The following is a 24357-nucleotide window of genomic DNA, read 5'->3' as shown; positions in this document are numbered from 1 at the left end:
AGGAAATTCTGTATGAACCACAAGGCGCCGCGTACTTATGAACTGAACGAAAAGCCCCCTGTTCCCGAGTTGATTCCTCTGTGTCTTCAGCACGTCCTTCTCTTCCTGGCCAGCACCCTGGCCATTCCTCTCATCATCGGTTCCAGCCTGGGCTTCTCCAGCGCGGAGATCACCCTCATGCTCCAGTGCAGCATCTTTATTGCCGGCGTGGGCACCATCCTCCAGTCTCTGGGCGTGGGTCCGGTGGGTAACCGCCTGCCCATCATTCTGGGCGCCACCTTTACCTTCGTGACACCTGCCATCGCCATCTCCCAGGCCTATGGCTTCCCCGCCTTCATCGGCGCCAGCCTGGTATGCGGTGTGGCCGTGGCCCTCTTCGGTGCGGTCAGCGTCAAATTTATCCGCAAGGTCTTTCCCCCTGTGGCCATGGGCTGTGTCATCATGGTGATCGGCCTCACCCTGGTCAGCGTCGCTGTGGGGTACTGTGCTGGCGGTAGCGACAGCCCCACCTACGGAAGCCTGCAAAACTACGGTGTGGCCCTCTTCACGCTGGTCATCGTCATTGTACTCAATGCCTGGGGAAAGGGCTTTGTAAAAGGCGCCTCTGTCCTGATCGCCCTGATTGCCGGGTTCCTGCTCTCCGCTGCGCTGGGCATGGTGGACTTCTCCTCTCTGAATGAGTCCTCCTGGTTCTCCCTGCCCCAGCCCCTCCACTTCGGCATCTCCTTCAAGCTGTCCGCCATCATCATCATGGCCCTGCTGACTCTGGTCAATCTGGTGGAGTTCCTGGGCGACACCTCCACCGTGGCCTTTATTGCGGCCAACCGTGTGGCCACCAAAGAAGATCTCTCCCGCGGCGTGGTCTGTGATGGCGTCGCCAGCATTCTGGGCGCCCTCTTCAACTCCACCCCCACCATCTCTTACAGCGGCAACATCGGCCTCATCGGCGTGACCGGCGTCAAGAGCCGCTATGTAGTGGCCGCGGCCGGCGGATTTATGGTGGTGCTGGGCTTCATTCCCAAGCTCGCCGCCTTCCTCTCCCTCATCCCCACCCCGGTCATCGGCGGAGCCACCCTGGTGGTCTTCGGCAGCATCGCCGCAAACGGCCTGAAGATGCTGGGACAGCAGCAGCTCTCAGAGCGGGATATGCTCCTCATCGCTGTGTCTCTGGCCATTGGTCTCGGCTTCAGTGCCACACCGACTGCTCTGGCCGACTATCCCTTCTATGTCTCCGCCCTCATCAACGGCATCCCCGGAACGGCTTTCTCCGCCATTCTGCTCAACCTGATCCTTCCCAAGGACAAGGCTGTCCCTGCCGTATCTGAGGAGAATACACAGGTGGAGAGCAAGTAAGAAGCCATATCTCCAACCATCGACAATCTTTTTACAAAAACAACGAGGTCGGATCCGCTTGGACATCCGCTCCTCGTTGTTTTTGTTTTTTCACGCTCACTTTGCATGTTATCCAAATTTTTTATGCAAAAATTTCCACTTGTATTAAGGTATGGTTACCCGTTCTCCATGGCTGGCAAAATATTGCGCATGTTCTCTTTGATTCTTCCTGCAAAAAATATTGTCTTTTGGGTGTAATATGATATAATTAGTTTTACCATATTCTTTTTCACAGTAGTGTGTGCTGTGGCAAGGCCTGTCCGTTTTAAAATGCAGTCCGGCTCCCACATAGTTTCACGGTATGTTGTGAAGGGAAATTGTCGCGAAAAGAAGGGAGATATTATGAAAAGACCAACTCTGAAGAAAACCGTTAGCCTCGCATTGGCCTGCGTCCTCAGCCTGTCCCTGCTGGCCGGCTGCGGCTCCTCCGGTTCCGGAGACAACTCCGACAAGACTGTGATGACCATCGGCATCAGCGCTGACCTGTCTTCTCTGGACCCCCATCTGCAGAACGATACCGCCTCCGGCTACGCTACCCGTCATATTTACAGCACCCTGGTCCTGCTGGACGAGACCACGAACGAGTTCGTGGGCGACCTGGCCGAGAGCTGGGAGGCCGTTGACGATGTGACCTATAACTTCAAGCTGAAGGAGGGCGTCACCTTCCATAACGGCGATACCCTCACCTCCGAGGATGTCAAGTTCTCTCTGGAGCGCCAGAAGGAGTCCGCCAAGGTTGGACATCTGGTCTCCATGATCGAGTCTGTGGAAGTGGTGGACGATCTCAACTTCGTCATCCACCTCAACTCTCCCAGCAACGCGCTGATCTCCTCCCTGGCCCACATGGGCTCCGCCATTCTGGACAAGACCTACACCGAGGAGCTGGAGGCCAGCGGCAAGACTCTGGCCGACGCCCCCATGGGTACCGGTCAGTATACCTTCAAGGAGTGGGTCCCCGGCGCCTCCTTTGAGCTGACCAAGTATGATAACTACTTTGATCCCGAGCGTGCCGCGCAGAACGACGGCCTGATCTTCAAGATCATCCCCGAGGAGACCTCCCGTACCATCGCTCTGGAGAACGGCGAGATCGACGTGATGCTCAATGTGCCCGCCAATGACGCCGACCGCATCCGCGAGAGCGAGAGCCTGGCTCTGGATGAGTTCGGTTCTACCCGCAGCGAGTTCCTGCTCTTCAACGTCACGAAGGCTCCCTTCGACAATGTGAAGGTCCGTCAGGCCATGAACTACGCCATCAACAAGGACGACGTTCTCACCGCCATGGTCAACGGCGCCGGCAAGACCACCAACGAGTACTTCAACTCTGCCGCCATCGGCTATGAGGAAGTAGACGGCATCTACACCTACGATCCCGCCAAGGCCAAGGAGCTGCTGGCGGAGGCCGGCTACGGCGACGGCTTCACCTTCACCTGCTACCTGGCCGGCGATGCCCGCAACCGCGCCGCCACCGTCATCCAGGCCAACCTCCAGGAGATCGGCGTGACCATGAACATCGAGATGATGGAGTCCGCCACCTTCTATGAGCGCACCGGCAAGGGTGAGCATCAGGCTGCCATCAGCGGCTGGATTGCCAACGCCGAGCCCGACAACACCTACCGTCCTCTGTTCACCTCTTACAGCGTGGGTGACGGCGGCAACCGCTCCTTCTACAGCAACCCCGAGGTGGACGCCCTGGTGGATGACGCCGCGGTCAACCCCGATCCCGCTGCGGTCAGCGCCGACCACAAGCAGATCCTGGAGATCCTGGTCAATGACGCCATCTGGGTGCCCCTCAACGAGTGGACCGGCATGGTGGCCCGTCAGGCCAACCTGCAGGGCATCGGTCTCTCCGCCATCGGCATGGAGCGCTTCGAGGGCCTGCACTACTAATCTTTCTTCCAACTGCACGCTGCATGGGCAAAGGCTTCGGCCTTTGCCCATGCTTAAAGGAGTCAGACAACTATGTATAAATATGTGTTGAAACGACTGCTGATGCTGATTCCCGTCATCATTGGTGTGTCGTTTCTGGTATTTTTTATTATGTCCCTGTCTCCCGGTGATCCCGCCCGTACTATCCTCGGTGAGACAGCCCCGATCGAGGCCGTGGAGGCCCTTCGGGAGGAGCTGGGCCTGAACGACCCCGTTCTCAAGCGCTATGTGGACTATATGGGCGGACTGCTCCACGGAGATATGGGGACCTCCTACAAGTCCAACCGGCCCGTCTTTGATGAGATCATGGGCCGCTTCCCCGCCACGCTGAAGCTCTCCCTCTGGGGTATGCTCTTCGCTGTAGCGCTCTCCATTCCCATCGGTATCATATCCGCCACCAAACAATATTCGTTGGTAGACGGAGTGAGTATGGTGGGCGCCTTGCTGGGTGTGGCCACACCTAACTTCTGGCTGGGCCTCATCCTGATCATCGTCTTTTCTCTGAATTTGAAATGGTTCCCATCGGGTGGTATGGACGGGTGGAAAACCTATATCATGCCCGTGATCACCCTGGGTACCGGATGTATGGCCAGCATTACCCGTACCACCCGTTCCTCCATGCTGGAGGTCATCCGTCAGGATTACATCCGCACTGCCCGGGCCAAGGGCGTCAAGCAGCGTGTGGTCATTACCCGTCATGCCCTGCGCAACGCCCTGATCCCCGTCATCACGGTCATCGGCCTTCAGTTCGGTTACCTGCTGGGCGGCGCTGTGCTGACCGAGACCGTCTTCTCCTGGCCCGGCGTGGGTACCTATCTGGTCAACAGCATCAAGGCCAAGGATACCCCCTCGGTGATGGGCTGCGTGATCGTGTTCTCCATCGCCTTCAGTATCGTCAACCTGTTGGTGGATCTGCTCTATGCCTTCGTGGATCCCCGCATCAAGTCCAAGTATAAGTAAGGGAGGTGCAGACAATGAAACATACTCATGTAAGCCAGGCGGACTCCGCCTCCCTTCAGCCCGCTAAGAAAAAGCGCAGCATGGCGGCCGAAGTATGGATGCGTCTGTGCCGAAATAAGATGGCCATGATCGGTCTGGCCATCCTTCTGGTCCTGGTCTTTTGTGCGATTTTTGCCAATCAGCTGGCCGATTATGAGACCCTGGTCATCAAGCAGGATATGTCCATCCGCCTTCAGGGGCCCAGTGCAGAGCACTGGCTGGGCACCGATGAGTACGGCCGCGACATCCTGGCCCGTCTCATCCACGGCTCCCGGATCTCTCTGGTGGTCGGCCTGGTCTCGGTGAGCATCTCCCTGGTGGTGGGCGGACTGTGCGGCGCACTGGCCGGCTACTACGGCGGCATCATTGATAACGTCATCATGCGCGTGATGGATGTTCTTCTGGCTGTCCCCAGCATCCTGCTGTCCATCACCATCGTGGCCGCGTTCGGTACCAATCTGTTTAACGTTATGGTGGCCATCGGTATGTCCAGTGTGCCAGGCTATGCCCGTATCGTCCGCGCGGCCGTGCTGAGCATCAAGGATCAGGAGTTCGTGGAATCCAGCCGCTCCATTGGTACCGGCACCCTCCGCATCATTCTCCAGGAGATCATCCCCAACTGCCTGGCTCCCATCATCGTACAGGCCACGCTGGGTGTCGCCAGCGCCATCCTGTCCACGGCATCTCTGAGCTTTATCGGTCTCGGCGTGCAGCAGCCGGTGCCCGAGTGGGGCGCCATGCTCTCCGGCGGCCGTACCTTCATGCGCGACGCCATCCATCTGACGGTGTTCCCCGGTCTGGCCATCGTGATCACGGTCCTGGCCCTGAATTTGTTGGGCGACGGTCTGCGGGATGCCCTCGATCCCAGACTGAAGCAGTAAGGGAGGACAATGAGACATGCAAGAAAAAGAGTATAGCGTCCAGATCCGGGATTTGTCGGTTCAGTTTTCCACCACCGACGGCGTGGTCCACGCCATCAACGGCATCGATCTGGACATTGAAAAGGGCAAGACTCTGGGCCTGGTAGGCGAGACCGGCGCCGGTAAGACCACCACCGCCCTGAGCATCCTCCGCCTGATTCCCAATCCCCCCGGAGAGATCACCGGAGGCACCATCCTTCTGGATGGAAAAAACATCTTTGAGTACTCCCTTCAGGAGATGGAGGATATCCGCGGTGACTATGTGTCTATGATCTTCCAGGACCCCATGACCTCCCTGAACCCGGTCATGTCCGTGGGAGAGCAGATCGCCGAGGTCATCCTGCTCCACCAGAAGGTCAATAAAAAGGAAGCCATGGTCCGCGCCCAGGAGATGCTGGAGCTGGTCGGCATCCCCGGCGAGCGCGCCTCGGAATATCCCCACCAGTTCTCCGGCGGCATGAAGCAGCGTGTGGTCATCGCCATGGCTCTGGCCTGCAATCCCAACCTGCTCATCGCCGACGAGCCCACCACCGCTCTGGATGTGACCATCCAGGCGCAGGTGCTGGACCTGATGCAGAAGCTGCGGGAGAAATACGGCACCTCCATGCTGATGATCACCCACGACCTTGGCATTGTGGCCGAGGTCTGCGACGAGGTGAGCATCATGTACGCCGGCTACATTGTGGAGCACGGCACGCTGGAGGACATCTTCGATCACACAGCCCATCCCTATACCAAGGGTCTCTTCGATTCTCTGCCCAATATCAAGCGGCGCAACGAGGAGCTCAAGCCCATTCCCGGCCTGATGCCCGATCCCACCGATCTCCCCAGCGGCTGCCCCTTCCATCCCCGCTGCAGCCACTGCCAGGAAATCTGTAAGACCCGTATGCCCCAGATCACCCAGCTCTCGGACACCCATACCGTCCGCTGTCTGGCCTATGAGCCCGATGCGGGAGTCACATTAGGAGGTGCGGACCATGTCTGATGTCATTTTGGAGGTACGCAACCTCAAAAAATATTTCCCCACCAAGAAGGGACAGCTCCATGCGGTGGACGACATTTCCTTCACCCTGGAGCGGGGCAAGACCCTGGGTGTCGTGGGTGAGTCCGGCTGCGGCAAGTCCACCACCGGTCGCGCTATCCTCCGCCTGCAGGACCCCACCAGCGGTCAGGTCCTCTTCCAGGGGAAGGATATCACCAAATTCTCCACCCACGAGATGCGCAATCTCCGCACGGAGATGCAGATGATCTTCCAGGACCCCTTTGCCTCTCTGAACCCCCGCAAGTCGGTCAGCGAGATCATCGCCGCCCCCCTGCGTCTGCACAAGCTGTGCAAAAACAAGCAGGAGCTGGAGCGCCGGGTCATCAGCCTGATGGAGACCGTGGGTCTGAGCCAGCGTCTGATGAACACCTATCCCCATGAGCTGGACGGCGGCCGCCGTCAGCGCATCGGCATTGCCCGCGCGCTGGCCATGGACCCCTCCTTCATCGTCTGTGACGAGCCGGTATCCGCTCTGGACGTTTCCATCCAGGCTCAGATCCTGAACCTGCTGAAAAAACTCCAGCATGAGCGCGGACTGACCTACATGTTCATTACCCACGATCTGTCGGTGGTCAACTATTTCTCCGACAACATCATGGTCATGTATCTGGGCAAGATGGTGGAGTACGCCCCCAGTGAGGAGCTCTTCGCCTCCCCCACGCATCCCTACACCAAGGCCCTGCTTTCGGCCATCCCGGTGCCTGACATCCACCATAAGAAGGAGCGTATCCTCCTCCAGGGCGAGATCAGCTCTCCCATCGACCCCAAGCCCGGCTGCCGCTTCGCGCCCCGCTGCGCCTATGCCCGTCCCGAGTGCTTCGAGGTAGAGCCCAAGGTCTATCAGGTCAGCCCCCGGCACAAGGTAGCCTGCCATCTGTGCGCCGACCAGGGGCTGCCTCTGGCGGAATCTTCTCAGGGAAACTAAATGGAATTCCAGGAGGAACTGTAACATGGAACTTCAGATCGACACGCAATACATTCTGGACACCTTCCGCACGCTGGTCAACACGCCCAGCCCCGTGGGCTATTACCGGGAGATCAATCCCGTCGTGGCCCAGATGGCCAAAGAGCTGGGCTATGAGGTGACCTACGACAACCGCAATACGGTCTACATCACGGTAGATGGCCAGGACAACAGCAAAACCGTTATGATCGGTGGCCACCTGGATACCCTGGGCTTCATTGTCCGCCGGATCGATGACGACGGTATGATCCGCATCCGCAATCTGGGCGGCGTCAGCCACACCAGCATGGAGAGCGAGACCGTCACCGTTCACACCCGCGACGGACGCAAATATACCGGCATCTACACCTGCCAGTCCCACTCGGTCCACGTCTTTGACGACGCCCGTACCCTGGAGCGCAATGAGCAGAATATGATGATCCTGCTGGATCAGCCCATCAAATCGCGCCAGGATGTGCTGGATCTGGGCATCCGCCACGGCGACATGGTCTCCTTTGAGCCCCACTGCACGGTGACCGATAACGGCTACCTCAAGTCCCGCTTCATCGACGATAAGGGCGCTGTGGCCTGTATCTTCGCCATGCTCAAGTATCTGACCGAGCACAACCTGAAACCCAAGTACCGCACCCTGCTGGCCTTCCCCCACTACGAGGAGATCGGCCATGGCGGCTCCTATGTTCCCCCCGAGGTGGAGGAATTTGTGGCCATCGACATCGGTCTGATCGGTCCGGACTATGATGGCAATGAGTTCAATGTGGCTATCTGCTGCAAGGATGCCTTCTCCCCCTATGACTACGACCTGACCAGCCGCCTCATTGAGACCGCCGAGCGCATCGGCTGTGACTACGCGGTGGATATCTTCTACCACTACGGCACGGACGCCAGCATTGCGCTCAAGTCGGGCAACAATGTCCGGGTTGCGGCTTTCGGCATGCCGGTCTATTGCAGCCATGCCGTGGAGCGCACCCATGTGAAGAGCCTGGAGAATACCACCAAGCTTCTGGTGGGATATGCTCTCGGACTGTAAAAGCAATCATAAAAGGGAGTGTCCCCTCCGTAGACTACGGAGGGGACACTCCCTTTTTTCGTCTCAATGAATTCGGTCTGTATTCTCTGCCGCTGCGCGGCCGTAGACCTGCTCCGGACGTCCACGGCCGGCCGCCCGGTGCATATCCACCACCTGTAAAATTCCGGTCTGGGTCATGGCCTTGAGAAAATAGTTGGCGCTGCGCCGGGTGATTTCCAAACGCTCCGCCAACTCCTGGGAGGTCAGGCGGCCGTTGGGCATGGCGCCCAGCACTTCCAGCACCCGGTTGATGGTGGCCTGTGAGATCCCCGCGTGGCTGGACATATAGGAGAACACGGACGGCGATGGTGGAGCGGCTTCCCCTCCGCCCAGAGGACCAATGAGGACATCCTGCTCATTGACCAGATAGCTCCCCCCCGATACCTCGGATTCCCGGGTGGCCGTAATGGCATTGAGACGGGCCTGATAGATTCCCTGCCCGATCCCATAGCCCACAAAGATCCGGAAGTCCAGCCGCGCATTCAAAAAGGCGCTGAGCTCACACACGGTATATTCCCGGGTGCACTGGGCCACCGTCTTTCGGTCGGTGAGGATATCCACCCCAAAGTGGCTGCGGCGGAAGAGCATGTCCTCCGCCTTGCTTCCAAAATAGTCCATCAGGCTCTGCTGGAGCTGAAGCAGCCGCTGCTCATAGAGGCTTTCCACCGTATAGGCCGGATTGGGCATCCACAGATTCACATGGATCTCGGCCGCCTGGTAGTCCTGGAGCTGGCGCATCTCGATCTCCCGCTGGGCCTGGGCGCAGGCGGAGCGGATGCTGTCGATGCTGGGAAACGGATAAAAAATCTGTACTCCCCGCTGCCGCAGCATCGGGAGCAGGCCGCTGTACCGGGTGATGATCCGTTCAAACTGCCCGGTCTCCCATACCTCCAGCAGCTTTTGGAACTGCCGGTATTCCCCCCGCAGGAATTCCTCCGGGGTCTGCTCCCGTCCGGCGTCCATGCTCACCGAGAGTGGGATTCCGTGGTCCTCTGTGAGAAAGCTCGGAATGCTCAGGTGAAGCTCATCCAGAAAATCGGCGTAGATCCTCTGAAAGTCCAGATCGGGCTGCTCCTGCTTGAGCCGCCAGAAGAGCCGGTGGACCTCTGCATCGTTGATCCCCATAGGGACCACCACCCGCCGGTCCCGGGGAAACATGTGCCGGAAGGCGCTGCCGAATCGGTTGCCGCTGGTGATCACGCCATCCACTTCCCGCGGAATCTGCCGGAAAAACCCGTCGATCTCCTCAAAGGGATGGTAGGCATAGATGGAGAAGGTTGCGTCCATCCCCAGCTGGGGCAGGATCCGCTCCAGATGCGGCTTCACATATTCCGTGGTGATAAATGCGATCTTATGGCGCATCCTCTTCCCCTCTTCCGGTCAATCGATCCCCTCCCAGCGGCGGATGCTGTCGTCGGACCGCCCCAGCTGGTCCAGGAGCCGCCCAGCGAAGAAGTCGGCCAGCTCCTCCAGGGAGGAGGGAGCATGGTAGAAGGACGGGCAGGCCGGCATGATGACCGCGCCGCACTGGGAGAGGGTGAGCATATTTTGCAGGTGGATGGTGCTGAAAGGGGTCTCACGGACCGCCAGGACCAGCTTTCCCCGCTCTTTGAGCACCACGTCGGCAGCCCGCTCCAGCAAATTGTGGGAGGAGCCGTGGGCAATGGCGGAGAGGGTGCCCATGGAACAGGGCACCACCACCATTCCGTCGGTCCGGAAGGAGCCGCTGGCGATCCGGGCGCCGATGGCGTGGATATCGTAGTACCGCAGCTCCTCTCCGCACTGGAAGCGGCTACGCAGCGCGGCCTGGATCTCCTCGGGCGCGGCCCCCTCCGGCCACTGCCAGGACAGCTCCTCCCGCACAACGATCTGTCCGGCCCGAGTCAGGCAGAGATGGACCTCACACCCGGCCTTCAGCAGCCGCCGGATCACCGCCTCGGCATAGAGCGAGCCGCTGGCCCCTGTGATCCCTACGATATACCTTCCGCCCATACGGACTCTCCCTTCTCCCGCGGCTCCGGTCCGGACCGGCCGCTTATACGTACTGACTCAAATCGACCTTGGGATAGCGCACCCGCTCCAGGCAGCGGCTCTCCTCGTTCAGCGTGGCGTCAATGCCCATCTTGGTCTGCACGCCCCGCTCGTCGGAGCAGGGGTCCAGCTCATGTCCCTGGGCATTGGGCACGTAGAAAATGTCCCGCTCGGGCACCACCCGGTTGGACACCGCCCACATCACGTCGGCCGGGTTATAGATATCCACATCCTCATCCACCACGATGACATTCTTGATGTTCACATAGGTCATCATGGCCGCCAGCGCCACATTTTTGGGCTCGCCGGGGTTCTTCTTCCGCAGGCGGACCAGGGCCAAAAATCCAGATCCATAGGGCGGAATGTGGACATCCAGCACGCCGCTGCTCACATAGCTGGTGAATTTCTTCAGCAGGGGCTCACGGGGAAGCACATTGCCCAGGTTGATGTGCTCAAAAGAAGCGCCGTTGATGGTCTGATAGATGGGATCGGCGCAGTGGGTGATGGCGGTCACATGGATGACCGGGCTGTTCCAGGGGGCACTGTAATGTCCGGTGAACTCACCCAGGGGGCCCTCCAGCTCTCTGGTGTTGGGGAGGATCTCACCCTCGATGACGAACTGGGACTCGGCGGGTACATAGATGTCGTTGGTGATGCATTTGACCACCTGCATGGGCCGGCCCCGGATGGCTCCGGCGATCTCCATCTCGTCCCCGTCGTAGCGCAGTCCGGCGCCCACATAGACCACTGGGTCGGCGCCGATGGAGATGGCGATGGGAAGGGGCTTGCCCTCCGCCTCAGCCTCATTGTAGAACTCCTTGAGATGCCGCCACTCGTTGATCATGATGCTGATCTTATCCTTGCCCTTCACATGCATCCGCTGGAAGGAGAGGTTCTGACGGGTCCCGTGGAGCTCCTTGGATACGATGACGCCACCGGTGATGATGGGGCCGCCATCCTTGGGTGCATGGACCGGAACCGGCAGCTTGGTGACGTCCACCTGGTCCCCCGTCTGGATGTAGGCCTGGCAGGGCGCACTCTCCACGATCTGAGGCTTGATGGGACGGTCCAGGCATTTGGCCAGGAAATCCGTGATCTCCTCTTTTTCACAGCCCAGGGCCACCGCGATGCTGTCCATGGACCCCAGGAGGTTGCCGCACACACCGAATTGCTTGTCCTTCACATGGGGGAAATAGCCCGCCCGTCCGCTGGGTTCCAGCGTGGCGATGAGGGAACCGATCTCGTGGTTCCAGTCCACTTCCTTCTCGGTGGTAAAGAGCAGGTCCCGCTCCTTCAGGGCCTGGAGAAATGTTTTGAGATCCCCAATCTGGTTCATATTATCATACTCCTTTTTTCGCTCCATTTCTATGTTTCCTACCGAATCCGACAGAGCAAATCATCCGCCATACGCCGCGCCTGTACAAGAATGGCGTCCTCGTCTCCTTTTGTCAGTATACCACATTCTAATACAGTCTGTCCCTGGATGACAACGGTATCAATGGCTCTGTGATCTCCGGAATAAACCAGAGCCGCCTCCGGGGTCCCGCAGACCGGACAGGCGATTGGGCTGTGCATGGGGTCGTAGAGAAAGAAATCCGCCGCCTTGCCCACTTCAATGGAGCCGATCCGGTCCCCAAGCCCCAGCGCTCTCGCCCCCTCGATGGTCGCCATGCGCAGCATCTCTCCGGCGGTCATAGCCTGCGGATCACGGTGTACCACCTTTTGCAGCAGGGCTCCGCTCTTCATGGCCTCTAACATATTATTGTTATTGTTGGAGCCGGCGCCATCCGTTCCCAGCGCCACGGCGAGTCCCCGCTCTTTCAGCTCCCGAACGGGAGCCGAACCGGATGCAAGATACATATTGGAAACCGGGTTATAGGATACCATGACGCGGTACTGCTGATATTTTTCCATCTCAGCACTCCCCAGCGCGACGGAGTGTACAGCCAGCAGATCAGGGCCCAGCAGTCCCGCCTCTTCAAACCATTCGATAGCCGGCTTTCCAAAACGCTGCTGGCTTCCCGCTTCGTCGGAACCCGTCTCGAAAAGGTGCATCATGATGGGTGTCTCCGTGGCATCGGCATAGCGGCGGGTCTCCCGCATCAGGTGGTCACTCAGCCCCCAGCTTGCGGCCGGGGCAAGCCATACGGTAATCATCCCATCCGGCTGTACATAACGCGCCTTCAAATCTTCCACATCCGCAAAGATATGCGCGGCGTCCTCCACCACTTCGGCCCGGCCGATATCCCGATATCCCCGTCCATAGACCATGCGTACACCCATCTGTTTTGCCACGTCCAGCTCTACGCGGCCCAGCCCGGGTACCGGCTGATGCTGCATATAATCCGCGACTGTGGTCACGCCACTGTGGATGGCCTCCAGCAGACCCAGCGCGACGCCGGCCTCCATGTGCTCCTCCCGCAGGGCTGCGCCCACCGGTGCCATGGCTTTTGGAAACCATTCCTCCAAGCTCAGATCGCTGCCCAGTCCCTTGGTCAGCTCCTGGTACAGGTGGGTATGGGTGTTGACCAGCCCCGGAAAGAGGTATTTTCCACCGCCATCCAGGATCTCTGCCCCCCGCTCACGTGCTATCTGCTCCACATGGGCGCTCTCTCCCACCGCGGTAATGGTCCCATTCTCATACAGAATGCCACCGTCGGGCCAGACACGATCCTGATCATCCACCGTCACAATATGGACATGCAGATAGGCCTTTTTCATTTGTTTTCACACCCATCCTGATAAGCCTGCTTCCCCAATGTGTAGATATAGCAGACCTCTGCCAGTTTCCGGCCCAAATCCCGTACGGTCTTCAGACCGATCTCATCCTGTGCAGCTGCCTGTGCACCTCCATCCTGGGACCACACCTTTGCTCCTGTATAACCGCCCGATTCATTGGTCACCATGTTCATAGCCCGAGTTCCAAACAGGTGGAAAATGTCGTCGATCGTCGTCTCCTGGCCCCCATTCCGGGTTCCGCCCACGGCAATGGCCGCCACAAATTTGTTGCGCAGCATACCAGGGTAGCAGTGCATGGCCGGCCGCATCCGCGAGGCGATAGCATGCAGCTGAGGGGTAGCGGTCATCACATAGACCGGAGAGGCCACCAACACACCGTCAGCGTGGATGATTTTCTCAAAGAGCTCCTGCATGTCATCCTTGATACAGCACCAGGTCTTTTCCCGTTTGCAGTAGCCGCATCCGTTACAGGGTGCAATTTTTTTCCCACGCACTGAAATAAGCTCCGTCTCAATTTCCGGAGAAAATTCCGCAGCCGCCTTCAGCCCCTGCTCCAACGCATATTGTGTCGCCCCGTCTCTCGGGCTGCAGCACAATCCCAGAATTTTTACCATGGTCCATTTCCACCCTTTCCTCTTGCTGTTTCAGGTACTATTTCACCTTACCATCCATAATGGAGTTTTTGTCGGGTATATAGAAATCCCCGGTGATACCCCACGCTGAGAATCTCTGCATGGGGATGTTGTTTGACCGTAAAGCCGGCGTTTACACCCAGCGCGGTCATACCGCCCGCCATGACGCCGGAGTAGTTGAGCATGTATTCGTCCAGAAGTCCCTTACTGATCAGGTGCCAGAGATAGCCCGGTGCCTCCACCGATACATACTCCAGACCACAGGCCCGGAGGAAGTGCAGCAGCCCTGCCGTGTTGGGCTCCTGTTCCCCTACCGCTATGATCTGCACTTCTTCCATTCCTTTTCTCAGGTCGGTAGGTCCGCTGAGAACGCGGCTGGGCCGGTTTAGCCGGCTTTGCAGCCGCTCCGCCCCCTGGACGGAAGTCAGAATCACCGGTTGCTCACTTCTTGTAAAGATAGCGTGCTCTACCGGAATATCCATTCCGTCCACCGACGGAATGAGCGCCAGCGGCGCTTCCCCGGTTCTCCCCAGCGCAGGCCGCACCTGGATCAAATCCGGATCGGCGATCTCGGAACACCACATTTTATGCATCCGGGCCCGCAGGGTCCCCGCGCCCAGAATCACGCCGTCGGCATAGGTCCGGCAGACCTGCATGATCCAAAAATCGGTCTTTGCCCCTACCGGATCAAAGCGGTTCTCCTTCGAGATCAGGGTCCCCTCCGGATCGTCCGGAAAGCCCATTTTCCCGTCAAAGGAGAGCACCATACACCCATACAGATAGGGGCGCTCTTCCGGCGGAGCGGGGAATCTCAACTCTCCCAGTACGGTCCGAATTTTCTCTGGCGTGGCCCCATCCCTCGAAGGCCCCTGTCCGGCAGAACTCCCTTCGGGGTAATACATCGTGAAGCGCATCTCCTGTGCTGAAAATCCCATTTACCGCTCTCCCTTGACAAACGGCTTGCCCATTGCCTTGGGTCCGACCGTTCTGCCTACTACACCGGCCAGCACTATCATGGTCAGCAGGTAGGGCAGCATCTGGAAGAACTGCTGGGGAATTTCAATGCCCAGCGCCTGGAGGCGAAGCTGCACCGCTTCCGCACCGCCAAAGAGCAGGGAGGCTCCCATGATGCCGATGGGATTCCACTTGCCTACGGTCACCGCAGACCAGGCCACATAGCCACGTCCGGATGTCATGTTTTCCATAAACACGGATACCTGTCCGAGCGAGAGGGCCGCGCCGCCCAGTCCACCCAAGATACCGGCCAGCAGAATGGCGATATAACGCATCCGGTTTACATTGATGCCCAGGCTGTCCGCCGCATGGGGCTGCTCACCTACCGAGCGCAGGCACAGTCCAAAAGTGGTGCGATTGAGCAGATACCAAATCAGCGGCACCAGCAAAAAGGCCAGGTAGACCAACAGATTTTGTTGGAAAAATACGCCCACTACCGGAAGAGAGGAGAGGCCCGGAATCTCTACGCTCTGAAAGGCCTCCACCGAGGAGGGCTGTCCATCGGGATACAGCACCGTACATAGGTAGCTCGTCAGTCCAAGAAAGAGCACATTAATACCGGTACCCGCCACGACCTGATCTACCTTGACCGTGATGCTCATAATGCCAAGAACCACCGCTGCGGCCAACCCGCCCAGCATTCCAAGCAGTGCGCCCACCCAGGGATTTCCGGACAGGTAGGAGCCATACACGCCAAAAAAGGCCCCCATGATCATAATGCCTTCCATGGCGAAATTGATGATGCCGCTGCGCGCAGTAAACAGTGCTCCCAGGCTGGCAAGCATAATGGGGCAGGCCATTCGAACCATTGCCTCAAGAAAGCCGCTTACGATATCAAGCATGCTGTTTTGCCCCCTTTTCCTTTGCATTCCGCTGGATAATCCGAATGGTAAACCGGCTGAGCAGTGCCTGCATCAGAACAAACAGGATGACCAGACCCTGGATGACATTGACCAGAGACACCGGTACCTGAAGCGTACGCTGCATGGTATTGGCACCGGTACGCAATGCTCCGAAGAAGATGGCCGCAATGGTCACACCCACCGGATGCAGGCCGCCCAGCAGCGCAACTGCCATGGAATCAAAGCCGTAGCTGGAGCTGAAACCATTCATCAGCCGGTGGTGGATACCCATGATCTCCACCGATCCCGCCAGACCGGCAAAGGCACCGGAGAGGAACATGGCCAGCACCATGTTGCGCGCCACATTGATGCCATTCGTCTTTGCCGCGATGGGATTGTTTCCCACGGCCCGCATCTGATAGCCCAGCGGCAATTTCCAGAGGAGCATATATACCAGGACCACCGACACCGCAGCCAGAATTACACCCAGATGCATCCGCGTCCCCGGCAGGATGATTGGAAGCCACGCGTTTTTTCCCAGCAGGTCAGACTGCGGATAGTGCCCGGCCGCCTCCTGAATGGGCCCGTCCACCAGATAGGCCACCAGATAGGTCGCCACATAGTTGAGCATGATCGTATTGATAACTTCCGAGACACCCAACTTCGCCTTGAGCAATCCGGCGATACCGGCCCAGATTCCTCCGCCGAGGATTCCTGCGATCATGGCCATGGGAATGACCACCGGAGCGGGAAGGCCGCCCAGGTTGACTCCCACGATGGTGGCCATCAGCCCGCCCATAATAATCTGTCCTTCCGAGCCTACCGAGGTCAGGCCAGTGCGGTAACAGATTGTCAGGCCCAGGCCAGAGAGCAGCAGGGGCACCGCTTTGATCAAGGTCTCGGCCACACTGTTTTTCGTGCCAAAGGCACCTTTGATCATGCACTGAAAGGCCGCAATGGGCGACTTTCCAGAAAGTGCAATGATAATCCCCGTTACAAGGATGACCAGAAGCAGTGCGATGCCAATTCCCAGCACTTTTTGAAAGAGGGGGCTCTCCGTCCGTTTCTTGCGCTCCACGCGCACTTGCGTTCCACCAAAATTCATACAGATCATGCCGTTTCACCTGCCTTGCTGTTTGTCCGCTTGGTTCCACCCATCATCAGACCGATTTCGGTATAGTCGATTTCTCCGGGAACAAACTCTCCCATGATCTCCCCTTCATTGATGACCAGTACGCGGTCGGATACGGCCAGCACCTCATCCAGATCCGCCGAGATCAGCAGCACGCCCGCCCCTTTTTCTTTTTGCTCCAGCAACTTCTGATGCACAAAGTCACTTGCGCCAATGTCCAGACCGCGCGTGGGCTGGACCGCCACAACCAGTCTCGGGTCCTGTGCAAACTCCCGTGCAATGATGATCTTCTGCTGGTTGCCGCCGGAAAAAGACCGTGCCAGCGCATCTGGGTCCCGCGGTCTCACGTCATATTCCTCTACCAGCTTTTTTCCGTTCTCTTTGACCTGCCGGCTGTTGAAGAGATGGTTTTTGGTAAAGGGCGGGCGGTCATAACAGTTGATGATCATGTTTTCACTGGCACTGAAATTCATGACCAGTCCCTGTGTCATTCGCTCCTCCGGAATATGGGCAAATCCCTGTTCGATCCGTTTTCGGGTCGGCATTTTTGTAATCTCTTCGCCCCGGTAATAGACGCTTCCCGATTGGGTCGGCAACAGACCCATAATGACCTCTGAGAGCTCCAGCTGTCCATTTCCGTCCACACCCGCAATGCCAAGCACTTCACCCTCTCGAATATGCATGGAAACATGTTTCAGGGAGGATGCCAGATGGGCGCCCTTGGCGCAGACATCCTTCAGTTCCAGGATATTCTGTGCTGTGGTTACCGGCGTCTTCTCATACTCCAGAGATACCCGTTTTCCGACCATCATGGCGGCCAGATCGGCTTCCTCCACATCCTTGGTCATGACGGTGGAAACCGCCTCTCCGCTGCGAAGTACGGTGACCCGGTTGGAGATCCGCTTGACTTCCCACAGTTTGTGGGAAATGATGATAATGGATTTCCCCATCGATACAAACTGCTGCAAGATCTCAAAGAGTCCCTCTACCTCCGGCGGTGTCAAAACTGCCGTGGGCTCATCCAGAATCAGGATATCCGCGCCCCGGTAAAGGGCCTTGACCAATTCCACTCTCTGCTGTGCTCCAACCGAGAGATCGGCCACCTTGGTATCCAACTCCAGTTGGAAATGATATTTCTCACACAGCTCTTCCACCTGTGCTCTAGCCCGACTCAAGTTCATCGGGGTAATGCGGCACTCCTGTCCCAAAACAATGTTTTGCAGCACGGTCAGCGGGGGTACCAGCATAAAATGCTGGTGCACCATGCCGATATTGTGGGCAATTGCATCTTTGGGGTTGCTCAGTTTTAACGGCTTACCATGGAGCAGGATCTCGCCTTCCTCCGGATTGTAGATCCCATACAGGCAATTCATCAGCGTCGTTTTACCTGCGCCGTTTTCTCCCAGCAGGGCATGTACTTCGCCCCGCTCCAAATCAAAATTGACACTCCGGTTTGCTACCAATTTTCCAAAACGCTTGGTGACATTGCGCATTTCCAGAATTTTTTCTGCCATTCGCGTTTTCCCCCACTCTATTCAGATCATACGGCTGCAATTCTTTTTCCGCTCAGCTGCCGCATCTGTGCTCAGCACATACTCTATGATTGGAAATTCCGCCGGGAGAAGTTCCCTTCCCCCGGCGGTGATCATGTCTAACCCTTTACTTTGATAATGTTACTGATCAAAGGTAGACTTGGGCAGAATGCCGGCCTCGGCCAGGGAGCCGTCGTTGATCCCTGCAATGATCTCTTCGATCTTTGCCTGCTCCCCTTCTGTCAAAATCTCGTCATGCCCGTTGAAGTCGCTGAGGTAGAGCGCGCCTTCCGGCATACCAAACAGGTGAAGCTCCGGAGTGAATTCCCCATTGATGACCGACTCAATGATGGCCTTGATCATAAACTGGTTGCTCTGGATCATGGAAACCATGACCGTATCCGGCGCCACCTCATACTGATCGCTGATGTATCCAATATGGCGGATTCCTTTTTCCTTGGCCGCATCGATTACGCCCAGAGAACAGGAGTTTGCATTGGCACACAGGACATCCGCGCCCTGCTCAATAAACGCCATACCCATTTCTTTTCCCTTGGCGATGTCGGTCATAGACTCGGTATAGCCGGTCAACACCTCGGCATCGGGATTGATGTACTTGGCACCTTCAGCAAAGGCCTCCACCGAGTCTTTGATGTGAGGAGCTGTGCTGCCGCCGATCATGCCGACCACACCGTTTTCAGAATACATGGCTGCAACCGCGCCTGCCAGGAATCCGCTCTGAGGCGTATTAAAACGATAGGCGCCTACATTCGGTTCCTGCGCATAGTTTCCGTTCATTACCGCAAAGGTTACGTCCGGGAAAGATCCCGCCACAGCCAAAGCCGCGTCCGAGAGCTCATTTCCAACGCAGATGATCAAATCATACCCCTGATCTGCATAGTCACGCATCACGGTCTCATAGTCCGGCTGCGGAACCGCCTCTGTATAGGCGCCTTCCACACCATACTCCTCTTCTGCCATCTGGAGGCCTTCGTATGCGGACTGGTTCCACCCGGCATCATTGATGTATCCGGTCAGAATCATCGCCACTTTCGTGGTATCTTCCCCTCCACCGCTGGCAGTACCAGGATCGCCCGACGGGGCAGGATCGCCGCCGCATCCGGCCAGCAAAGAGATGGAAAGAACGCCGCTGCACGCAAGAGCCAGCATCTTTTTGCATTTCATAATTCAATTCCTCCTGATCCATCATTCATTATTTTCTGACCGCACCTTTACCACTCTGTGCGATCTGTTACGCTATCACATAGCCTTCTGTGATCGAAGGAGTGTTTCCCCATTACTTCTGTTCGGGCTCTTCAAAGACCTCGATACGGAAAATCGTGGGCTTGTCCGGGTCCGGACAAGCCACCCGGGTCATATTTGGGGTTTCATCCCAGGGGTGTCTTCCCCCCAGTTCCAGAACCCGAAGCTGCGGCCAGAGATTGTGGAACGCCGCCGCACAGAAATCGGAAGGACATCGCTCAAAATCAAATTCAAATACCTGTCCTTCCCGGTGGCAGTGGCAGGGCTTCCCAGTCGAATCAATGGGACATTTCTCTACCACAATCCGTGCTTTCTTTGGATTGTTATACCGCTTTCTTGTCATATCCATCGCATTACGGCCTCCCTCTGAATATCGTGCTCACGGGTCGTTTGTTCCAAAATTTCTTTTATTGCAGGAATCTGTGTCATACACTTCCGAATTAGATACCTGAAGTATAGTACTCAATTGTCTAATACGTCAATTATTCTTTTTATTATATCTATAATTTTGTATATATGTACAATTTCCATCTTTTTTTAACCTCAATTACCCCTTGCTATACGGAAATAAGGAAGAATTAAAGAAGTACTTTTCTTTATTTTCCCATTTTACTTCCGCAACCCCTTTACCACAGGTTAGGGCAACAAGAACCATGCTTTTTTGTCCGCAAAAAGCCGGGGACCATTGTACTCATACAACGGTCCCCGGCCTCTCTACTTTTTTACATTCCAGCTCCCTGCATTGCAGATCTGGCATGCTCCGTATACTTTTTAAATACGCCCTTTCGTACACCAAGCGATTTGAGCTGCATGACTTTCTTCCGCTGCTCAAACACTGCAGCCACCTGCTCTGGGCTCATTTTCTCACCCTCACATCCGACTACATTCAGCGTACGTTTGGGAATATCAAAGCAGATGATATCCCCATCTTTGATATACGCGATCTCTCCGCCGGCTGCTGCCTCCGGAGATACATGTCCGATGGCGGGTCCTCTTGTAGCACCGGAGAAGCGTCCATCGGTTACCAGAGACACCGTTCCACTCAAATCCTTGTCGGAAACAATTGCCTCTGTTGTCATCAGCATTTCAGGCATTCCGGAACCCCTCGGTCCCTCATACCGGATGATCAGCACATCTCCAGGCTTTACTTTTTTATCAATGACCGCATAATAACAGTCTTCTTCGCTGTCAAAGACACGGGCAGGTTCCTCATGTACCCGCATGTTTTCCGCAATGGCTGCATATTTTACCACCGCGCCCTCTGTGGCAATATTGCCCTTCAGGACGGCCACCGATCCATTTTCTTTTATCTTCTCCTCCGGGAGAAGGACATCATCCACGTTCAGTTTGTAGTTGGCCAGATATCCGACATTCCGTTCAAAGAAATCGTCTTTTGCCAGACATTCCAGATTTTCTCCCAGGGTCATGCCCGTACAGGTCATCACATCCAAATTCAGATGCTTCCGCATCCGCCACTGCACCGCAGGAATTCCTCCCGCAAACCACATACACTCGGTGGGATATTTTCCGCTGGGAAGAATATTGGCAATATGCGGAATCTTGTGATTGATCTCGTCAAACAGCTCCACCGGCAGATCAATCCCCAGTTCACGGGCCAGATCCGGAATATGGATCATCGCATTGGTAGAGCCACCTACCGCGCAATGAATGATGATCGTATTGATCAGTGCCTCTTTTGTCACAATTTGATCAAAGGTGATCCCCTTTTGGATTAGATTCATAACGGCCTTGCCGGCATTTCTTGCGTAAGTATCAATATCCCGCATGGTCGCAGGCGCCAGGGCAGAGCCCGGAAGGGCAACTCCCATGGCCTCTGCTAAGCTCTGCATGGTACTGGCTGTTCCATACATCTGGCAGGCTCCTACCGATGGACAGGCCGTCAGCTTATAATTGCGCACATCTCGCTTTACGGCCGGATTGTCCCGGTCCCGCTCCTGGCGCAGCGTCAGGTCGCCAATCTCATCAATGTCAGATGTCATGTTGCGGGATGGACGCATACTTCCGCCCGGCACAAAAACCGTGGGAAGATTTAGGCGTGCCGCCGCTTTGAGATGACCGGGAATGCTTTTATCACAGGAGGAGAGCAAGACCAGTCCGTCCCACGGCACAAACCGGCCATGAAGCTCCACCATATCGGCTATGCTCTCTCTGGAGGCCAGAATATAGTTCATTCCATCATGCCCTTGGGCACATCCATCACAGATATCCGTGGTATGGAACCGGCCCGGTTTTCCGCCGCTCTCATAGACGCCGATCTGTACCTGTTCTGAGAGACGGCCCAGATGCGCACTTCCGGGATGGCTGTCTCCCAGGACGTCCTCTACCAGAACCTGTTTCTTCTGAATGTCGCTCTCGGTCCACCCGATCGCCAGTTGAAGGGCGTCGAACTGCGGCCACAAAAAGCGCTCATTTTGACTGCAATTGCAGGCCGTTGTACAGCTCCCATTGCACTTATAGTCACCCATATGATTACCTCCCAAAGTGTAGCCAGCTTTCTGCTATCCAGTATGTGATCCTTACATGATTCCAATGCTAGTAAAAATGGCAATCAGGATAAAGCACATCAGACTGCTCACTCCACAGGGCACCGTGATGTACTTGATGCCCTGCTTCAAATTCAAGTTGAAGAAACGGCTGATGACCCAGAATCCGGAATTGTTCATATAGTTAAACAGGATCGAACCGGCTCCAATCGCCAGCGTGGTGGCAACGGGAGTGATCCCCAGTGTCCCCATCATGGGCAAGACGACTCCGGCCGCTGTAATACCAGCGGTAGTAGCCGATCCTACCGCCGCCATCATGATCGCACTGATCAGGAACGGAACCAGCAGCCCGGGGATACCGGACTCCACAATCATAGATGCCAGTCCGTCAATCGCGGGGGCAGATTTGATGACAGCAGAGAAGGCGCCGCCCATGCTGGTGATCAGCAGGGCCGGCAGAGCCACTTCACAGCCTCTTGCGATCCAGCTGTTCAAAAGGATGTCATGGAACTTTTCCTGCTCTTTGTGGGTAGAATCACGGTCGCTCTTGCGAACGGCTTTCTGGTGGAAGCATCCCAAAAGCATCGTATAAATGACACCCAGCCCCAAGGCTACAATTTTATCTCCAAAAATTGCAGTCCAGTTGCGGATTGCCGCATCTTCCGCCACGCACATATTGATAAAAGAGCTTCCTGCAATCAGAACCACCGGGATCAGAATGGTCAGAAAGGCCGGCAATGTTCCAGGCAGATCCTCTCCACGGATCAAGATGTCCTCCACGCGGTCCGACTCCGTCTCCTGAATCTCAGCTACAACCTCAGGGACCAGCTCAATCCACTCTTTTTCGGTCCACTTTCTCAGGGCCACCCACGTTAGCATCAGCGCAGCCAAGGAAATGACAATTCCCCAGCTGATCGTCATACCCAGATCCGCCCCCAGCATAATGCTGACGGCCAAAATGCCAGGCGTAGGGGGCACCACCGCATGGGTCAGGTTCAGGCCCGCCTGCGTAAAGGCCGCCATCTTACTCATGGAAATGTGCTTTCTCTTGCTCAGCACGTTCGCAATATTGGAAGTAAGGATCGTGGTAATGTCTCCAAATACAGGAATGGACACGATGTAGGCCGTCAACGCGGGAGCCAGCTCTAAATTTTTTCCATGGAAGAGACGAATGAAGAAATTGGCGATTGATTTTGCCGCGCCTGTATCCTGAACGCCCATGGCCAGGATGGCCCCCAGCATGATGGGAACGCCAAGGCTTGTCATGGTACTGCCAAAGCCGCCGGTCAATGTCGTCAGACTCTCTACAAAGGAAAATCCCAGACCGACCAAAAAGAGTGCAAAGGTGGGGTGCAGATTGATCTTCATGATCAAGAAAACCAGGACAATAATGGTCAAAATGAGCATAATCAGGAATCCAATTGGTGATGCCATATTTACTCCTCCCTTTTAACTTTTGTGTTCTGTTCTCTCGGATGCCTCTTGTATTACCTCCTGACGTTATAAGATCCCGTATTTCTCAAATGCCTCTGTTGCAGACATTCCATTCTCAATTTCTTTTCTCACATGCTTCTCTCCGGCGGCCTTGATCAGCGCTTCCTTTAAAATCTCAGGCGCGATGCTGCGCGGAATGATCAGCACTCCGTCAATGTCTCCAAATACCACGTCGCCATTCTGGATGACAACCTGTCCAATTTCAATGGGGCAGCGCACCTCTCTCACGTAGGAGCGAATGGAAGAATCCTGTGCCCAGCATCCGGTGCAAAAAACAGGGAAATTCTGCTCCAGAACCTGCGGCGTATCTCGGCTGTACCCATCTAAAACTGCACCAGCGGCGCCACGGGTCCGCGCTGTGGCCGTCAGTAACTCCCCCCAGAGGGCACTGTTATGTGCCCCGGTTGCGATATAGACTTCATTCGGCTTCAGCTGATCCAGTGCTTCCGTCATATATCCAAAAGGTTTTTTCTGCTCTCCATAGACATCGCATTCCAGGACGGTGCAGGCATATCCGGCAATCTTCATTCTCTTGTCCGGGACGGTTGCATCAATAAAGGAACTGGGCGCCATCGTTTCAAGTGGTCTGATGTTTGCAGGCAAAAATTGATGACAGTATCCCGCCTTGTCCAGGATATCGCCGACAACGGGCGTATACAGCTTTTCCTTCATCAATTCAAACATCTCTTCTTCATTTGACCATAATTCCATGATAATTCCTCTCCTTTTCTCTTTTATGGCGAGTAAATTAAATTTATTTTTACTTTTGCTTTCTTTAAATTCATCATACCATTATTTTTTGAAAAAACAATCTTTTTGTAATATTTGCAAAATATTTTATCTGTTTGTACATTATTATTCTTTA

At 56.2% G+C, this 24357-nt stretch carries 21 protein-coding genes; 7 read left to right on the top strand and 14 right to left on the bottom strand.

The genetic code is table 11. The features are described 5' to 3' along the window. The first annotated feature begins 12 nt into the window (after nucleotides 1–12). From INF37_RS14525 to INF37_RS14495, 7 genes are all read left to right on the top strand, one after another. Complete coding sequence (locus INF37_RS14525; protein ID WP_193539119.1) at nucleotides 13–1353, top strand: uracil-xanthine permease family protein; 1341 nt, start codon at nucleotides 13–15, stop codon at nucleotides 1351–1353. A 381-nt stretch (nucleotides 1354–1734) separates the two neighbouring features. Continuing rightward, on the top strand, nucleotides 1735–3279 hold the full coding sequence (locus INF37_RS14520) for an ABC transporter substrate-binding protein (protein ID WP_193539117.1): 1545 nt from the start codon (nucleotides 1735–1737) through the stop codon (nucleotides 3277–3279). 72 nt (nucleotides 3280–3351) lie between these two features. Then, nucleotides 3352–4278, top strand: coding sequence for a nickel ABC transporter permease (gene nikB / locus INF37_RS14515; RefSeq protein ID WP_186962981.1), 927 nt, complete (start codon nucleotides 3352–3354; stop codon nucleotides 4276–4278). A 14-nt stretch (nucleotides 4279–4292) separates the two neighbouring features. Continuing rightward, on the top strand, nucleotides 4293–5198 hold the full coding sequence (locus tag INF37_RS14510) for an ABC transporter permease subunit (protein WP_193539115.1): 906 nt from the start codon (nucleotides 4293–4295) through the stop codon (nucleotides 5196–5198). A 16-nt stretch (nucleotides 5199–5214) separates the two neighbouring features. Continuing rightward, on the top strand, nucleotides 5215–6222 hold the full coding sequence (locus INF37_RS14505; protein ID WP_193539113.1) for an ABC transporter ATP-binding protein: 1008 nt from the start codon (nucleotides 5215–5217) through the stop codon (nucleotides 6220–6222). Continuing rightward, complete coding sequence (locus tag INF37_RS14500) at nucleotides 6215–7204, top strand: ABC transporter ATP-binding protein (protein WP_101692211.1); 990 nt, start codon at nucleotides 6215–6217, stop codon at nucleotides 7202–7204. Before INF37_RS14505 ends, INF37_RS14500 begins: the two co-directional genes overlap by 8 nt. Nucleotides 7205–7229: 25 nt before the next feature. Next, on the top strand, nucleotides 7230–8270 hold the full coding sequence (locus INF37_RS14495) for a M42 family metallopeptidase (RefSeq protein ID WP_193539111.1): 1041 nt from the start codon (nucleotides 7230–7232) through the stop codon (nucleotides 8268–8270). Nucleotides 8271–8333: 63 nt separating this feature from the next. Here the strand turns inward: INF37_RS14495 and INF37_RS14490 are convergent, their stop codons facing one another. The 14 genes from INF37_RS14490 to INF37_RS14425 all read right to left on the bottom strand — a co-directional run bounded on the left by INF37_RS14490 (nucleotide 8334) and on the right by INF37_RS14425 (nucleotide 24203). Further along, the gene (locus INF37_RS14490) at nucleotides 8334–9671 is read right to left on the bottom strand and encodes a winged helix-turn-helix transcriptional regulator (RefSeq protein WP_193539109.1); all 1338 of its coding nucleotides are present in this window, start codon (nucleotides 9669–9671) and stop codon (nucleotides 8334–8336) included. Nucleotides 9672–9689: 18 nt separating this feature from the next. After that, nucleotides 9690–10301: a UbiX family flavin prenyltransferase gene (locus tag INF37_RS14485; RefSeq protein ID WP_193539107.1), complete on the bottom strand. Its 612-nt coding sequence runs from the start codon at nucleotides 10299–10301 to the stop codon at nucleotides 9690–9692. A gap of 43 nt (nucleotides 10302–10344) precedes the next feature. Beyond that, nucleotides 10345–11676, bottom strand: a complete 1332-nt coding sequence (locus INF37_RS14480) for a UbiD family decarboxylase (protein ID WP_193539105.1) — start codon at nucleotides 11674–11676, stop codon at nucleotides 10345–10347. A 38-nt stretch (nucleotides 11677–11714) separates the two neighbouring features. Next, complete coding sequence (locus INF37_RS14475; protein ID WP_193539104.1) at nucleotides 11715–13061, bottom strand: amidohydrolase family protein; 1347 nt, start codon at nucleotides 13059–13061, stop codon at nucleotides 11715–11717. Further along, the gene (locus tag INF37_RS14470) at nucleotides 13058–13693 is read right to left on the bottom strand and encodes a flavodoxin family protein (protein ID WP_193539102.1); all 636 of its coding nucleotides are present in this window, start codon (nucleotides 13691–13693) and stop codon (nucleotides 13058–13060) included. Before INF37_RS14470 ends, INF37_RS14475 begins: the two co-directional genes overlap by 4 nt. Before the next feature lie 47 nt (nucleotides 13694–13740). Then, complete coding sequence (locus INF37_RS14465) at nucleotides 13741–14646, bottom strand: dihydrofolate reductase family protein (protein ID WP_193539100.1); 906 nt, start codon at nucleotides 14644–14646, stop codon at nucleotides 13741–13743. Then, a complete protein-coding gene (locus tag INF37_RS14460; RefSeq protein ID WP_180956793.1) occupies nucleotides 14647–15567 on the bottom strand; it encodes an ABC transporter permease in 921 nt (306 codons plus the stop codon). Continuing rightward, nucleotides 15560–16681, bottom strand: a complete 1122-nt coding sequence (locus tag INF37_RS14455; RefSeq protein ID WP_101692220.1) for an ABC transporter permease — start codon at nucleotides 16679–16681, stop codon at nucleotides 15560–15562. The genes INF37_RS14460 and INF37_RS14455 overlap by 8 nt, the downstream gene beginning before the upstream one ends. Continuing rightward, nucleotides 16678–18213: an ABC transporter ATP-binding protein gene (locus tag INF37_RS14450; protein WP_101692221.1), complete on the bottom strand. Its 1536-nt coding sequence runs from the start codon at nucleotides 18211–18213 to the stop codon at nucleotides 16678–16680. The genes INF37_RS14455 and INF37_RS14450 overlap by 4 nt, the downstream gene beginning before the upstream one ends. 159 nt (nucleotides 18214–18372) lie before the next feature. After that, nucleotides 18373–19416, bottom strand: coding sequence for a BMP family protein (locus INF37_RS14445; protein ID WP_193539098.1), 1044 nt, complete (start codon nucleotides 19414–19416; stop codon nucleotides 18373–18375). 112 nt (nucleotides 19417–19528) lie between these two features. Continuing rightward, on the bottom strand, nucleotides 19529–19843 hold the full coding sequence (locus INF37_RS14440; RefSeq protein ID WP_193539096.1) for a TIGR04076 family protein: 315 nt from the start codon (nucleotides 19841–19843) through the stop codon (nucleotides 19529–19531). A 373-nt stretch (nucleotides 19844–20216) separates the two neighbouring features. After that, nucleotides 20217–21980 (bottom strand): dihydroxy-acid dehydratase, encoded by a 1764-nt coding sequence (gene ilvD / locus INF37_RS14435; protein WP_193539093.1) that lies wholly within the window; start codon nucleotides 21978–21980, stop codon nucleotides 20217–20219. 51 nt (nucleotides 21981–22031) lie between these two features. Then, a complete protein-coding gene (locus INF37_RS14430) occupies nucleotides 22032–23432 on the bottom strand; it encodes a GntP family permease (RefSeq protein ID WP_193539091.1) in 1401 nt (466 codons plus the stop codon). A 66-nt stretch (nucleotides 23433–23498) separates the two neighbouring features. Then, nucleotides 23499–24203, bottom strand: coding sequence for an RraA family protein (locus INF37_RS14425; RefSeq protein ID WP_101692225.1), 705 nt, complete (start codon nucleotides 24201–24203; stop codon nucleotides 23499–23501). Nucleotides 24204–24357: the final 154 nt, after the last annotated feature.

The organism is Pseudoflavonifractor gallinarum (genome assembly GCF_014982855.1).
Taxonomy (GTDB): Bacteria; Bacillota; Clostridia; order Oscillospirales; family Oscillospiraceae; genus Pseudoflavonifractor_A; species Pseudoflavonifractor_A gallinarum.
The sequence above is the reverse complement of the archived record's forward strand: the minus strand, read 5'-3'. Positions and strand labels throughout refer to the sequence as shown.

Bases quoted from the DNA above. Each gene is read 5' to 3' on its own strand.
- ilvD (WP_193539093.1), bottom strand. From the start codon at position 21,980: ATGGGTGACTATAAGTGCAATGGGAGCTGTACAACGGCCTGCAATTGC.
- INF37_RS14505 (WP_193539113.1), top strand. From the start codon at position 5,215: ATGCAAGAAAAAGAGTATAGCGTCCAGATCCGGGATTTGTCGGTTCAG.
- INF37_RS14460 (WP_180956793.1), bottom strand. From the start codon at position 15,567: ATGCTTGATATCGTAAGCGGCTTTCTTGAGGCAATGGTTCGAATGGCC.
- INF37_RS14520 (WP_193539117.1), top strand. From the start codon at position 1,735: ATGAAAAGACCAACTCTGAAGAAAACCGTTAGCCTCGCATTGGCCTGC.
- INF37_RS14445 (WP_193539098.1), bottom strand. From the start codon at position 19,416: ATGAAATGCAAAAAGATGCTGGCTCTTGCGTGCAGCGGCGTTCTTTCC.
- INF37_RS14485 (WP_193539107.1), bottom strand. From the start codon at position 10,301: ATGGGCGGAAGGTATATCGTAGGGATCACAGGGGCCAGCGGCTCGCTC.
- INF37_RS14495 (WP_193539111.1), top strand. From the start codon at position 7,230: ATGGAACTTCAGATCGACACGCAATACATTCTGGACACCTTCCGCACG.
- INF37_RS14440 (WP_193539096.1), bottom strand. From the start codon at position 19,843: ATGGATATGACAAGAAAGCGGTATAACAATCCAAAGAAAGCACGGATT.
- INF37_RS14465 (WP_193539100.1), bottom strand. From the start codon at position 14,646: ATGGGATTTTCAGCACAGGAGATGCGCTTCACGATGTATTACCCCGAA.
- INF37_RS14475 (WP_193539104.1), bottom strand. From the start codon at position 13,061: ATGAAAAAGGCCTATCTGCATGTCCATATTGTGACGGTGGATGATCAG.
- INF37_RS14490 (WP_193539109.1), bottom strand. From the start codon at position 9,671: ATGCGCCATAAGATCGCATTTATCACCACGGAATATGTGAAGCCGCAT.
- INF37_RS14500 (WP_101692211.1), top strand. From the start codon at position 6,215: ATGTCTGATGTCATTTTGGAGGTACGCAACCTCAAAAAATATTTCCCC.
- INF37_RS14430 (WP_193539091.1), bottom strand. From the start codon at position 23,432: ATGGCATCACCAATTGGATTCCTGATTATGCTCATTTTGACCATTATT.
- INF37_RS14480 (WP_193539105.1), bottom strand. From the start codon at position 11,676: ATGAACCAGATTGGGGATCTCAAAACATTTCTCCAGGCCCTGAAGGAG.
- INF37_RS14470 (WP_193539102.1), bottom strand. From the start codon at position 13,693: ATGGTAAAAATTCTGGGATTGTGCTGCAGCCCGAGAGACGGGGCGACA.
- INF37_RS14525 (WP_193539119.1), top strand. From the start codon at position 13: ATGAACCACAAGGCGCCGCGTACTTATGAACTGAACGAAAAGCCCCCT.
- nikB (WP_186962981.1), top strand. From the start codon at position 3,352: ATGTATAAATATGTGTTGAAACGACTGCTGATGCTGATTCCCGTCATC.
- INF37_RS14425 (WP_101692225.1), bottom strand. From the start codon at position 24,203: ATGGAATTATGGTCAAATGAAGAAGAGATGTTTGAATTGATGAAGGAA.
- INF37_RS14450 (WP_101692221.1), bottom strand. From the start codon at position 18,213: ATGGCAGAAAAAATTCTGGAAATGCGCAATGTCACCAAGCGTTTTGGA.
- INF37_RS14455 (WP_101692220.1), bottom strand. From the start codon at position 16,681: ATGATCTGTATGAATTTTGGTGGAACGCAAGTGCGCGTGGAGCGCAAG.
- INF37_RS14510 (WP_193539115.1), top strand. From the start codon at position 4,293: ATGAAACATACTCATGTAAGCCAGGCGGACTCCGCCTCCCTTCAGCCC.